Genomic DNA, 12,917 nt, shown 5'->3' with positions numbered 1-12,917 from the left:
CCGAGGCGAGCCTCAGTCGACCTGCGGCCAGACCAGGGCGGCCGGCGGCGCGGCTATCCGGTCGATGACGACATGCTCGGAGCCGTTGGCGCGGGTCTCGACCCGCGCCGCGCCGGTCGCGACCAGCCGGAGCGCGAGCGGGAACAGCCGATGCTCGGCCTCCAGCACGCGCGCGGCAAGGCTGTCGGCGGTATCGGACGGCAGCACCGGCACGGCAGCCTGCGCGACGATCGGGCCGACATCCATCTCGTGGCGGACGAAATGCACCGTGCAGCCGGCGATACGCACGCCGTCGGCCATGGCGCGCTCATGCGTATGCAGGCCCTTGTAGGAGGGCAGCAGCGCCGGATGGATGTTGATCATCCGGTCGCGCCAGGTCTCGATGAACCAGGGCGTCAGCAGCCGCAGGAAGCCGGCGAGGCAGACGAGCTCTACGCCGTGGTGCTCGAGCTCGGCGTGCATGGCCCGTTCAAAGTCCTCGCGCGAGCCATGCGCCTTGTGGTCCATCGCCAGCGCCGGGATGCCGGCCGCCCGCGCGCGCTCGATGCCGCCAGCGTCCGGCCGGTTCGACAGCACGACCGCAATCTCGGCCGGAAAGGCGGGATCGCGCGCGGCCTCGATCAGCGCGACCATGTTGGAGCCGCGGCCGGAGATCAGGACGCCGACGCGCTTCTTGCGCATGCCGTTCACCAGGAAAGATCGAGAGTGCCGATGGAATCGACGAAGGGCTCGTCCGGCCCGAGTTCGATGACGCCGAGCCGCACGACGGTCTCGCTCTCGGCCGTCAGCGCCGCCGTGACCGCCTCGGCCTTGTCGGCCTCGACCACCACGACCATGCCGATGCCGCAGTTGAACGTGCGCAGCATCTCACGCGCCTCGACGCCGCCGATCGACGACAGCCAGCGGAACACCGGCAGCACCGGGATCGCCGACAGGTCGACCTTGGCGGCGGTCCCGGCCGGCAGCACACGCGGGATGTTCTCCCAGAAACCGCCGCCGGTGATATGCGCGAGCGCCTTGACGCCGCCGGTCGCGCGGATCGCTGCGAGCAGCGGCTTCACGTAGATGCGGGTCGGCGCGAGCAACGCGCGGCCGAGCGTCGAGCCGCGCTGGAACGGCGCGTCGTCGCCCCAGCCGAGGCCGGTCTCGGCCACGAGGCGGCGCACCAGCGAGAAGCCGTTCGAATGGATGCCCGACGAGGTCAGGCCGAGGATCACGTCGCCAGGGCCGACGTCGCGGCGCGGCAGGATCGCCTCGCGCTCGACCGCACCGACCGAGAAGCCGGCGAGATCGTAGTCGCCCGGCTGGTACATGCCGGGCATCTCGGCCGTCTCGCCGCCGATCAGCGCACAGCCGGCCTCGCGGCAACCCGACGCGATGCCTTCGACGACCAGTGTCGCGGTATCGACGTCGAGCTTGCCGGTGGCGAAGTAGTCGAGGAAGAACAGCGGCTCGGCGCCCTGGACCACCAGGTCGTTGACCGACATGGCGACGAGGTCGATGCCGACCGTGTCGTGAATGCCGGCGTCGATGGCGACCTTGAGCTTGGTGCCGACCCCGTCGTTGGCGGCGACCAGCACCGGATCCTTGTAGCCGCAGGCCTTGAGGTCGAAGAGCCCGCCGAAGCCGCCGATCTCGGCGTCCGCGCCCGGACGCGCGGTCAGCTTCAGCGCCGGCTTGATCCGGCGGACGAGCGCATTGCCGGCATCGATGTCCACGCCCGCCTTGGCGTAGGTCCAGCGGTTCGTGTCGTCGCTCATCCGGTCCTCTTGTCGTCCGATCTTCACAGGCCGTGGGATTGGACGATTAGGGCGGGAAATGCAAGGGTCCGCGCCGGTCTTTCCGCACTGCACGCGCGCGAGTCCGTCTGCACGGGCGAAACCGTCACGCCGCGACCGCCCAGCGCGCCGGCTCTTCCGATGCCCCGATCAGCGCCAGGCCCGTCGCGATCGCCTCGAACTGGTCGGCCGAGACCAGCTTGTCCACTCCGAACCGGTCCGCGAACAGCGCCTGCACCGCCGGCACGAAGGAGGTGCCGCCGGTCAGGAACACCCGGTCGATGGCGGCGGGCGCGAGACGTGTCTCGGCGAGCACGCGATCGACGGTCGCCGAGATCCGCGTCAGATCGTCCGCGATCCACTGTTCGAAGTCGGCGCGGCGGATGGTCGAGCCGATCTCGACCCCGCCGTCGGCGAAGCGGAAGTCGACCTGATCTTCGGCCGAGAGCGCGACTTTCGCGGCCGACACCGAGCGATAGAGCGAGAAACCGAGATCCATCTCGACGAGCGTGATGAAGTCCTCGAGCGGTTCGGGCTCGAGCGCGGAGCGGGCGAGCTCGCGCAATTCGCGCAGGTCGCCGCTGCCCTTCATCATGGCGAGCTCGTTCCAGCGCGTCAGTCGCGTGTAGTAGTGCGTCGGCAGCGGCAACACCTTGCCGAACGAGCGATAGCTGCCGCCGCGCCCGAGTCGCGGCGCGACCACGCGCTCGACGATCCGGGCATCGAACGTGTCGCCGGCGACGCCGATGCCGGAACTGCCCAGCGCCTCGGCCTTGAGCCGGCCCCCGTGACGGGCGAAGCGGATGATCGAGAAGTCGCTGGTGCCGCCGCCGAAGTCGGCAACCAGCACGGTCGCGTCGCGATCGAGCCTGCGGCCGTAGGAGAAGGCGGCGCCGACCGGCTCGAACACGTAGTGCGCCTCCGCCGCGCCGAGCCGGCCGAAGGCGTCGCGATAGCGCTCCATCGCCAGCGCCTCGTCGGGATTGGCGCCCGCGAACGTCACCGGCCGTCCGACCACGACACGCGGCGCGCCAAGGTCGAGCCGCGGCCCGGCATGGCGCGTCAGCGTGCGCAGGAAGGCCGCGAGCAGATCCTGGAACGTATAGCGCTGCTGGAAGATCTGCGTGGTCTGGAACGCCGCGCTCGCCGCGAAGGTCTTGAAGGACTGCACGAAACGCACGGCCGAATGCGCCTCGACCAGCCGTTCGATCGCCCATGGCCCACCCTCCGCGCTCGGTGGTAGGCCGGCGCGTTCCTGCTGGAAGCACAGCGCGGTGGCATAGACGCTGTGCCGCGTGCCGCCATGCTCGAAGCGCAGCGTCTCGACCGAACCGTCCTCGGCGACGAGCGCGACGACGGTATTGCTCGTGCCGAAGTCGACGCCGATCGACGCGACGGCGGCAGCGCTCGAGACGGGGGCGCTCGACATGGGGGCTCTCGCGGGGCTGGGAAACGGGAGCGCGGTGTCTACAGGCACGCCCGCGTGCTGGCAAGAGCCGCCGGCGTCACGCTTCCGTGCCGCCGTCCTTGCCGCCGCTCGACAGGATCGAGCCGAGAATGCCGCCGAGACCGCCGATCGCGGCGGCGGTGCCGATGCTGCCGGAGGTGGTCTTCTCGCCGAGCGGCAGGTAGGGCGCGATCGCCTCCGCGAGGTTCACGATCGGCATGCTCTGCAGCCAGACCCTGCCGGGGCCGGTCAGCGTCGCGAGGAACAGGCCTTCGCCGCCGAACAGCACATTGCGGAAGCCGCGCACCATCTGGATGTCGAAGCCGACGGTCGGCTCGTGTACGCCGACATGTCCGGCATGGACGAGCAGCTTCTCGCCCGGCGCCAGCACGCGCTCGACCACTTCGCCGGAGAGGTCGAGGAAGACATATCCCGGACCGGTGACCTTCTGCAGAATAAAACCTTCGCCGCCGAAGAAGCCGGCGCCGAGTTGCCGGCGCAGGAAGATGTCCAGCGTGACCGAGGTCTCCGCGCAAAGGAACGCGCGCTTCTCGCAGATCAGCGACTCGCCGGGTGCCAGTCGGCGCACGACGATCGCGCCGGGAAACCGCGGCGCGAAGGCGATATGGCCCTCGCGGCCGTGCGCTGCGAACTCGGTGATGAACAGGCCGCCGCCGCCGAGGCTGCGCTTGATGCCGGCCCAGAGCCCGCCGCCGGTGTGGGTGTTCATCTCGATCGCATCGTTCATCCAGGCCATCGAGTTGGTCTGGCTATAGACGGTCTCGCCGGGCGCGAGGTCGATCGCGACCGTCTGCATGGTCGTGCCGTGAACTTCGTAGCGCATCGTCGCTGTCTCCGCAGGGCCGGCGCGGAGCGGTCGACCCGCCGCGCCGGGCGCATGCTACGCCCGGCCGCATGTGCGATTGATTGCGTCGCCGCGCGTCAGCTCTTCACGGCACCGGCCGTGAGCCCCGAGACCATGTAGCGCTTGAACACGTAGTAGATCGCTGCCGGCGGCAGGGCGTAGATCAGGCCTGTGGTCATCAAGAGCTCCCACGGGCTGTCATCCGCGGCGAGAAAGTTGCCGAGCCCGACCGACAGCGTGACGTCCGTGTCGCGCGACAGGAGCAGGAACGCATAGAGATATTCGTTCCAGGCGAGCAGCAGCGCATAGGTGCCGACCGCGACCAGCGACGGCGCCATCAGCGGCAGATAGACGAGCCGGAAGATCTGCAAGGGCGTCGCGCCATCCATGACCGCCGCCTCGTCGAGCTCGTGCGGCAGCTTGTCGGACGCCTGTTTCAGCACCCAGATCGCATAGGGGCTCGCGATCGTGACCATCGCCAGGATCAGCGCCCATTGATTGTTGAGCAGCCCGTAGAGCCCCATGGTCCGGTACATCGGCACGGCCAGGAACGCCGCCGGAATGAAGTAGGTGAACAGCGCCAGGTTCAGCACCAGCCCGCCGAACCGCACTTTGAGCCGGCTGATCGCGAAGGCGGCGAGCGTCGCGACCAGCAGGGTCAGGATGCCGGTCGCCGCCGAGATCACGAAGGAATTCCACATCTGCTGCCAGAAATGGTCGAGGTAGTGGTGCTGCTGCAGGAATACCTTACGGAAGTTGTCGAGCGTCGGATGATCGGGCCACAGCTTGCCCGACAGCGCGCTGTCCTTCGGACTGATCGAGAACAGCACGAGATGGTAGATCGGCAGCATGGTCCAGATCAGCACCGGAATGCCGATCAACAGCAGCTTCGCCTCGGTGGTGATGGCGCGGAGCGACAGCCTCATTTCGCCAGCCTCCGCATCATGAAGAACACGAGCGGCAGCACCAGGGGCAGCGCGCAGACGACGGCCGCGAGCGACATGTCGACCTGATCGAGCCTCAGATAGCGGATGCCGAGCGTCGCGAGCACGTGGGTCAGATCGGCCGGTCCGCCGCCGGTCAGCAGATAGACGCTGTTGAAGTCGCCGAGCGTCCAGATCATCGAGAGGACCGTGCAGGTCAGGTAGAGGTTCTGCATCGACGGCCAGGTCACATAGCGGAACTTCTGCCAGGAACTGGCGCCGTCGACCGACGACGCCTCGTAGAGATCGGCCGGGATCGCCAGCCGCCCGGCGATCAGGATCAGCGTCCAGAACGGCAGCGATTTCCAGACATGCACGACCATCGAGAAGGCGAGCGCCAGCGTCGGGTCGTTGAGCCAGTTCGGACCATCGTCGCCGGTCAGCCGGAAGATCAGCGAATTGACGATGCCCCATTCGGGATTGAGCATGAACCGGATCGACAGGATCGTCGGGATCGACGGCACCGCCCAGGGCAGGATGAACAGGAGCGACAGCCAGCGGATCCAGACCCGTTCGGTGACGAAGAAGCCGGAAAGCACGAGCGCGATCAGCATCTTGGCGTTGATACCGATCAAGAGGAACGCCAGCGTGTTCCAGATCGCGCGCGTGAAGATGGGGTCTTCGAACAGATGGACGTAGCTCGCCGGATGCCGCGCGAGCCACAGGCCGTAGCCGACCGGATAGACCACGAAGACGAGGAAGACGAGGACATAAGGGGCGAGCATCATCAGCCCCCACGCCTCCGCGGCCGACATCGGTCGGCGCGCGGCGGGCGGGGCTTCGACCTCGGCGGACGTGGCCGTCAGGCTCATCGGTGTCTCCGATCGGATCTTGACGCGGACGACCCGCCGGCCCGCGCGCAAGCGGACCGGCGGGGAAAAGGCAGGGCAGTGCGGTTCAGCCCGCGACCTGCTTGATCCGTGCGATCATCTCGTCGACGGCCTTGTCGACCGGCACCTTCTCGTTGACGACGCGGTTCATCGCCTTGGCCCAGACGTTCTCGTTGTTCAGGATCGTGAACTTGTAGTTCTTGGTGAATTCGAACGTCACGGTCCCGGAGGCGTACTGGTCGAACACCGACTTCCGGTGCCGATCCTCCTGCCAGAACGGCCGCGCCTGACCGGCCTTGGTCACCGGGAACCAGCGGCCGAGCGCGCCTTCGACGTAGGGGGTCAGATTCTCCTCCTGCATCAGGAAGGTGACGAACTCCTTCGCCCGCGCCTTGTTCTTGGCGCCGGCGAACACCACGCCGGTCTTCACCGCCGAGCGATACTGCATCGGCTTGCCGTCCGGCCGGTTCGGGAAGCCGGCGGTGCGGATCTTCTCGTAGTAATTGACCTTGGCCGCGGCGCGCTGATCATCGGTCAGCGTCGTGTTGTTCATGTCGTCGAGCCACTTCGCGGCGATCGAGATCGTCGCATTGTGGGTCAGGATCGTCGTGCGGTTGTGGAAGGCGACGTTATTGTCCGGATCCTTCCAGCTCGTCGACGACGGCGGCGTGCAGCCCTTGGTGTAGATCGAGGTGTAATCGGTCAGCGCGCCGATCAGGCCCTGGCGCACCTTCGGATCGTCGACGGTCAGCTTGCCCTCGTCATCGACCATCTTGACGCCGTAGGCGTCGGCGAAGGTCAGGAACGAGAAGAAGCTGTCCGAGCTGTCGACACCCATCGGCTGGCCGATCGCGAAACCGCGCTGTCCCGAGGCCTTGCGATAGGCCGGCTGGACCTTGTCGCACCAGAACGACCAGTAGTCGCTCCAACCCTTCGGAATATCGGCTTCCTTGAATCCGGCCTGCTCGAGCATATCGGTCCAGTATTCGATATGCATCGTCTGCTGTTTGAGCGGGAAGGCGTAGTAGGCCCGCTTCTTGTCCTTGTCGTTGTAGAGCCAGGTCGTCTCCAGCGTGTTCGGCGCGAAGGCGCTCTTCATCGGCGTCAGGATGTCGGAAATGTCCTCGAGCTTGCCGTCGAAGGCCCATTTGCCGGTGACCTGGAAGTCGTAGACATCGCCGAATGACACGTCGGGCGGGTTGCCGCTGTCGAGCGCCGAGACGGTCTTCGGGATCATGTCCTGGACCGGATACTGCGACAGCTCGATTTTGACGCCGGTCTTGTCCTGGAACTTCTTGATCGCCGCATAGAGGGCGTCGTCCTCCGACTTGTAGAAGCCCTTCACCCACCACACGGTCAGGGTTTCCTGGGCGCCGGCCGTGCCGGCGCCGGCCGCGACCGAGAATACGGCGCCGGCGAGTGCCGACAGCAAGGGTCTGCGCATCCTGTTTCCTCCCATGGCCGAGCCTTTTGGCGGCTCTTGTCGTCGGGCTTGCGGGCGTCGCGCCCGTTCGCCTCCGGTCGCCCGGGCCGGAGGCGGATTTGTGCCTGCGGGTCTCTGGAACCCGCACGGTCTCTCGCACTTCGGCACAGCCTGGGATGGAAGGATGGTGGCCCGAGGCCACAGAAGAGGGTCGGCCGGCGCCGGTCGCTCCCGACGACCGACGGCCGTGCGCCGCCTCATCTCCGCACCGCCGCGGTCTCTTCCCAAGACCACGCGGTGACGCGCTTCCTCCCCTCGGACCCGCCGATCGCTTGTCGCGACTTCTCGAACGGGTTGCACCGAATTGATATATTACATTCGCCGCGCGCGGCGGCTTTGTCCACCCCCTCGCGGCCGATCTCCAGTGTCCTACGCGGGCGGCGAAAAGCAAAGGCCGGCTCCGAGGTCCCGGAGCCGGCCCCTCAAGCCGAGCGATGGAGCCCGCGCGGACCGGCGCAGCGCGCGCCGCTCAGGGGCGGCAATAGCGGATGTAGCAGGTGCGGCCACGGGGCGTGCGCATAGCGCATTCGGCAAGTGCGCGGTTCTTGGCGGCGACCATGCTGCCGCTGGTGCCCCAGCCGCGAGCACGCGAACTGGTTGCGACGCACATCCACGCCTCGGCGGGATCGGGAAGCGCCGAAACGGCGGCGGCGGCGAGAAGAACGAATGCGAGGATCTTTTCATGGGACCAACTCCCGGTGACGATAACCCGCTCAAAATAGCGGTTTCCCATCGGGCAGGCGAATAGAATATCAGACTTGAGGCGCCGAGCCACCGGCTGATCGGCATCACGCGGCCCGGACGGGGCGCCGCGCCCGCTCGTCCGTCGAACAGGGGGCGCGGCCGATCACTGCCCGATGCGCGCCGTGCCCGAATAGCCGTCGTCGCGCACCCAGGCGATCGAGGTCGGCCCGGTCTGGCGGATCTGGAAGCAGAACACGTTGCCGTCGTACCACTGCTCCCACTTCTGGCAGAGCTTGTTGCCGGCGACCCACCAGCGCCCCTTGTCCTTCGGCGCCATGACGCGCCCGAGCCCGAGCGCCTCGCCCGAGCCGTCGACCTGCCCATTGGCCTTGTAATAGAGCGGAAACTCGCCGCCGAGCGGCACCGAGAGATAGACCCGCTTGCCGCGCACGGTCCGGTCGATCTCCTGGCCCGAGAGCTGCTTTTCGTTCGCGCTCACCGGCGTGGCACCGGCCACCGCCAGGAGCGCGATGACAGCGAGGGAAGAAACCTTGCGCATGCCCTGATCTCCGTCGTCGTTGGGGGTAACGGGAGATACGGATGGGCGCGGGGTTGGATCATCACCTGAACGGCGATTTGCCTTGTCCGGCGTTTCCGGATATACTTCCGGAAAATCGAGGCAGCCGAAATGACCATCAAGTCAAAGTCCCCTGTCGCGGCCCACCGGGCCCGAAGGAGCGATGAAGGATACGTTCGCGTCGAGGTCAGCGTTCGCAAGGAGGACGCAGTTCTGGTCCGCCGTGTCGCGTCGGCCTTGTCGGATCCGGTCCGGCAGGGAGAGGCGCGTGCCGCCCTTCGCCGGACCTTTGCCGATCCTGCCGAGATCGGCTTGAAGTCATTGCTGGCCTCGGCGCCGCTCGACGGCATCGACCTCGATCGTGCTCGCGACCTCGGCAGGGACGTCGATCTTTGACCTATCTGATCGACACGAACATCATCTCGGAGATCCGCAAGGGCGAACGTTGCAATACCGGCGTCGCCGCCTGGTATGCCGGGATCGCGGACGCCGACTTGTTCCTCAGCACGCTCGTGCTCGGAGAGATCCGCAAGGGGATCGAACTGGCGCGCGCACGAGATCGCGACAAGGCTTCGGCGCTCGAGCGCTGGCTGCGCGCCATCGAGATTGCCTTTGCCGGCCGCGTGCTCGGGATCGACAATGCCGTCGCCGATCAATGGGGACGCATGACCGCGATCCGTCCGATCCCTGTCATCGACGGCCTTCTCGCCGCCACCGCGCTGGCCAACGGTCTGACACTTGTTACGCGTAACGAACGCGATGTGGCGGGCCTCGGTGCCAGCGTGTTCAACCCGTTCAGTGCTGAAGCCGATCATCGGTGATGGCGGAGAGTGAGAACATAAGTTCGAACTCGGAGCCACGCGCGCAGGGTTGGCGTGGCGGCTGCGCGCAAATAAAAATGGCGGATGGGGTGGGATTCGAACCCACGGAGGGCTTGCACCCTCGGCGGTTTTCAAGACCGCTGCCTTAAACCACTCGGCCACCCATCCGGTCCGGCTTTCAATGAAAGGTCGCGCGCCGAAACACAAGCCCCCTCCCGACGATGCCCGCGCCCGAGCTTGCTGCGTGCCCTTCGAGCCGATCGACGCGAGCCGTCCGGGCACTGCGGCAGGGGACGTTGCGCTCGGCGGGAAGCGATGAGTAAGGGCGGGTACCTCCGCGCTCACGCCGCGATCAGCGCCTTGATGCCGTCGGCGACGAACTGGACGGCCAGCGCCGACAGGATCAGGCCGAGCAGGCGTTCGACAACCGCGCGGCCGGTGGCGCCGAGGGCGCGGTCGATGCGGCCGGCGGAGAGCATCGCGGCGAGCGCGATCGCCATCACCACCACGAGCGCGCCGAGAAACAGCGCGAGCGACAGCGGGTTCAGCGCCTTCGCGGCGGCCAGAATGGTCGCCGAGATCGCGCCGGGCCCGGCGAGCAGCGGATCGCCACCGGGAACACGGCCATGGCATGCAGCCGCTCGGCCGTCGCCGGCTCGCGCACCGCGCCCGCCTTGCGCTCGGTGCGCTGGGCGAAACCATCTCGAAGGCGATGTAGAACAACAGCAATCCGCCCGCGGTCCGGAACGCCGCGATCGAGATGCCGAGCGCCCGGAGCAGGATCTCGCCCGCCACCGCAAAGAAGATCAGCACCAGCGTCGCGGTCGCGACGCCGCGCCAGGCGACGACGCGGCGTTCTTCGCGGCTGAGGCCGGCGGTCAGCGCGAGAAACAGCGGCGCCACGCCGGGCGGATCGACCGTGACAAAGATCGTCACGAACGCCGTCGTGAGATAATCAAGCATAGGGCCGCTCCTCGCTGATTCCCCGCGCCATGGCCGCCCTTGCCGTGCCGGCGGGCGGCGCGGTCCGGGTGGACTGCCGGGGCGATCACCGGAGCGCCTCGCCAAGCCGGTGGGCCCCTCAGATCCGCGCGCGACTGCGCTGTCGCGGATCGTGAGCGGGGCAGGGGTGTTTGTCCAGTCCGCGTGCCGTCATCGCATCGGAAGCATGACGTTCGGGTAGGTGTTCGCGGCTGGCGTGTAGCAGCCGTTCAGGTCGAGTGAGCGGGCCTGGCGTTTTTGTTTCAGTAAAAGATCTGCGTTACAAGGTGTTTACGTCGATCGACCTTCGGAGCGGAGCGTGGTCCAGAGTCCTGACATTTCAACCCCGGATATTCCGGGGCAGGTCGACCTCAGCGACGATGTCGAGCAGATCGTTCTGCGCGACAAGGCGCGCGCTCTGCTCGGCTCGGTCGACATCGGCGTCCTCGGCAGCACGTTCTGCGCGATGGTGGTCGCCTTTGCGGCCGAACTGCGCACCGGCAAGCTCGATGTGCTGTGGATCCTCGTGCCCTATTGCGTGTTTCAGGTCATTCGCGTGCTGATGGCGATCCCGCTCAAGCGACGATCGATGGCCGAAACATCGCCGTGGACGGTGATCCGCTTCGCCGTGATCGGCAGCTTTCTGAACGGCGCGCTCTGGGGACTCTGCCCGGTCGTGGCGGCGCTGACGGTCGATTCGCGCCTCGGCTTCGTTGCGGCCGTCGCCTCGGTCGGCTGCGCGACCGGCGTCGTCGCGCTATCGGGCGCCATGACGACGTTTTCGCTCGCCTTCGCCATGCCGGCGGTCCTCGGCATCACCGTGTTCTTCATCATCGATCCGTCGGTCGATGGCCCGCTGCTCGCCTTCTGCACGCTTGCCCTGTCGGGCTTCCTGATCATGATCGCGCTCAGGACCGAGCGCGCCTTCGACAAGTCGAGCCGCACGGCCGCCGACCGCGCCGTGCTGGTCCGGTCGCTGCGGATCGCCAACCAGCGGGCCCGCGCCGCCGCCCAGGAGTTCGAACGGCTGGCGACCCACGATGCGCTGACTGGTCTGCCGAACCGCGCCGCCGCCTCGGATCGGCTCAACATGCGCCTGAAACGCGCCGCCGTGGCGCGCCGTCAGGTCGGCGTCGTCATGCTCGACGTCGATCACTTCAAGCAGGTCAACGACGTGCTCGGCCACCCCACCGGCGACCGGCTCCTCGTCGAGGTCGCCTCGCGGCTGCGGGGGGCGCTCGCCGAGGAGGATATGGTCGCGCGTGTCGGCGGTGACGAGTTCGCGCTCATGTTCGATCTCGGCGAGGGCCGCGATCCGGCCTCGGTCGCTGATCGGGTGCTGGCGGCCTTCGAGGCGCCGTTCCTGCTCCAGGGCCGCCAGTCGACCATCGGTGTCAGCATGGGCATCGCGGTCTATCCGGTCGACGGCACGTCGCCGGACGACCTCCTCGCCCATGCCGATATCGCGCTCTATGCCTCCAAGCAGCACGGCCGCAGCCGCTGGGCGCTGTTCGATCGCCGGCTCGGCGAGAAGGCGCGCGAAGAACGCGAGATCGAGGCCGATCTGCGTGTCGCCATCCGCGACGGCGCGATCCGCTACCATTTCCAGCCGCAGATCTCGATCCTCGACCGCCGCCCGATCGGCTTCGAGGCCCTGATGCGCTGGACGCACCCCGTGCATGGCGCCGTGGCCCCGGACGTGGTGGTCGCCGCCGCCCATCGTTCCAATCAGGCCGAGGCGTTGCTGGAGCTCGCGCTCGATGCCGCCGCCGACATGCTGCACCGGCTCGCGCAGATCGGCCAGGAACGCGTGCGCGTCGCCGTCAACGTCAGTCCGCTCGACTTCCTCGCTTTCGACGTCGCGGGACTGGTCGAGACCGTGATCCGGCGCCGGCAGCTGCCGCCGTCGCTGATCGAGGTCGAGATCACCGAGGACGCGATGCTGAACCTCGACGCCGCCGGTCCGCAGCTCGAGCGGCTGGAACGGCTCGGCGTGCCGCTGGCGGTCGACGATTTCGGCGTCGGCTATTCCTCGCTCGCCCGTCTGCGCGATTTGAAGATCGACCGGTTGAAGATCGACAAGCGCTTCGTCCAGGGCGTCGCCGAGAATGCCGGCGACCGGGCGCTGTTCCAGGCGATCACCGCGGTCGGTCGCAGCCTCGATATCGAACTGGTCGCGGAGGGCATCGAAACCTTCGAGCAGCTGGAGACGGTCGCCGAGCTCGGCTGCTCGGTTGCGCAAGGTTATCTGTTCTCGCCGGCGCTGCCGCCGAGCGACGTGATCGCATGGCTTTCGGTCGTCACGCCGAAGGCGCAGGCCGGCTTCCGGCCGTTCAAGCGGGAAATAGCCGGGGCTAATACCGTAACCACTTGATATGAAAAGATAAAGCAGCTTGGGGATTTGGGCTGCGCGGGTTGCGGTCAAGCCGTCTGATGGGATAGACTGTCGTCCAGAATCGAGACAGCGA

General features: G+C 67.4%; 13 protein-coding genes, 1 tRNA gene and 1 pseudogene. 3 read left to right on the top strand and 12 right to left on the bottom strand.

Annotated features, from left to right (window positions below):
• Positions 1–12: 12 nt before the first annotated feature.
• The 9 genes from purN to ABS361_07810 all read right to left on the bottom strand — a co-directional run bounded on the left by purN (position 13) and on the right by ABS361_07810 (position 8,629).
• A complete protein-coding gene (purN, locus tag ABS361_07850) occupies positions 13–681 on the bottom strand; it encodes a phosphoribosylglycinamide formyltransferase (GenBank protein XBY46131.1) in 669 nt (222 codons plus the stop codon).
• 5 nt (positions 682–686) lie between these two features.
• Entirely contained in the window at positions 687–1,760 is a 1,074-nt protein-coding gene (purM, locus tag ABS361_07845; GenBank protein ID XBY46130.1) for a phosphoribosylformylglycinamidine cyclo-ligase, read from the bottom strand.
• A gap of 124 nt (positions 1,761–1,884) precedes the next feature.
• Positions 1,885–3,207 carry an Hsp70 family protein gene (locus ABS361_07840; GenBank protein ID XBY46129.1) on the bottom strand — a complete coding sequence of 441 codons (1,323 nt, stop codon included), beginning with the start codon at positions 3,205–3,207 and terminating at the stop codon, positions 1,885–1,887.
• Between the two features lie 76 nt (positions 3,208–3,283).
• Entirely contained in the window at positions 3,284–4,069 is a 786-nt protein-coding gene (locus ABS361_07835) for a TIGR00266 family protein (GenBank protein XBY46128.1), read from the bottom strand.
• A gap of 98 nt (positions 4,070–4,167) precedes the next feature.
• Positions 4,168–5,016, bottom strand: a complete 849-nt coding sequence (locus ABS361_07830; protein ID XBY46127.1) for a carbohydrate ABC transporter permease — start codon at positions 5,014–5,016, stop codon at positions 4,168–4,170.
• Entirely contained in the window at positions 5,013–5,885 is an 873-nt protein-coding gene (locus ABS361_07825) for a sugar ABC transporter permease (GenBank protein ID XBY46126.1), read from the bottom strand. The genes ABS361_07830 and ABS361_07825 overlap by 4 nt, the downstream gene beginning before the upstream one ends.
• 85 nt (positions 5,886–5,970) lie before the next feature.
• A complete protein-coding gene (locus ABS361_07820; GenBank protein XBY46125.1) occupies positions 5,971–7,347 on the bottom strand; it encodes an ABC transporter substrate-binding protein in 1,377 nt (458 codons plus the stop codon).
• A gap of 508 nt (positions 7,348–7,855) precedes the next feature.
• Complete coding sequence (locus ABS361_07815) at positions 7,856–8,161, bottom strand: hypothetical protein (GenBank protein XBY46124.1); 306 nt, start codon at positions 8,159–8,161, stop codon at positions 7,856–7,858.
• A 72-nt stretch (positions 8,162–8,233) separates the two neighbouring features.
• Positions 8,234–8,629 carry a hypothetical protein gene (locus ABS361_07810; GenBank protein ID XBY46123.1) on the bottom strand — a complete coding sequence of 132 codons (396 nt, stop codon included), beginning with the start codon at positions 8,627–8,629 and terminating at the stop codon, positions 8,234–8,236.
• Between the two features lie 129 nt (positions 8,630–8,758).
• Between ABS361_07810 and ABS361_07805 the strand changes: the two genes are divergently transcribed.
• Together ABS361_07805 and ABS361_07800 are read left to right on the top strand one after the other, a co-directional pair.
• Complete coding sequence (locus tag ABS361_07805; protein XBY46122.1) at positions 8,759–9,043, top strand: hypothetical protein; 285 nt, start codon at positions 8,759–8,761, stop codon at positions 9,041–9,043.
• Entirely contained in the window at positions 9,040–9,468 is a 429-nt protein-coding gene (locus ABS361_07800) for a type II toxin-antitoxin system VapC family toxin (protein ID XBY46121.1), read from the top strand. Before ABS361_07805 ends, ABS361_07800 begins: the two co-directional genes overlap by 4 nt.
• A gap of 78 nt (positions 9,469–9,546) precedes the next feature.
• On the opposite strand, the gene ABS361_07795 is transcribed toward ABS361_07800, so the two are convergent.
• The 3 genes and pseudogenes from ABS361_07795 to ABS361_07785 all read right to left on the bottom strand — a co-directional run bounded on the left by ABS361_07795 (position 9,547) and on the right by ABS361_07785 (position 10,431).
• Positions 9,547–9,636: transfer RNA gene (locus ABS361_07795), tRNA-Ser, on the bottom strand.
• A gap of 173 nt (positions 9,637–9,809) precedes the next feature.
• The gene (locus tag ABS361_07790) at positions 9,810–10,268 is read right to left on the bottom strand and encodes a MarC family protein (protein ID XBY46120.1); all 459 of its coding nucleotides are present in this window, start codon (positions 10,266–10,268) and stop codon (positions 9,810–9,812) included.
• Positions 10,204–10,431: pseudogene (locus tag ABS361_07785) on the bottom strand (MarC family protein). The gene ABS361_07790 and the pseudogene ABS361_07785 overlap by 65 nt, the downstream one beginning before the upstream one ends.
• Before the next feature lie 337 nt (positions 10,432–10,768).
• Between ABS361_07785 and ABS361_07780 the strand changes: the two are divergent.
• The gene (locus ABS361_07780; GenBank protein ID XBY46119.1) at positions 10,769–12,823 is read left to right on the top strand and encodes an EAL domain-containing protein; all 2,055 of its coding nucleotides are present in this window, start codon (positions 10,769–10,771) and stop codon (positions 12,821–12,823) included.
• The last annotated feature ends 94 nt before the right edge of the window (positions 12,824–12,917 follow it).

The sequence above is a fragment of the Ancalomicrobiaceae bacterium S20 genome (assembly GCA_040269895.1).
Lineage (GTDB): Bacteria > Pseudomonadota > Alphaproteobacteria > Rhizobiales > Ancalomicrobiaceae > Methyloraptor > Methyloraptor flagellatus.
The sequence above is the reverse complement of the archived record's forward strand: the minus strand, read 5'-3'. Positions and strand labels throughout refer to the sequence as shown.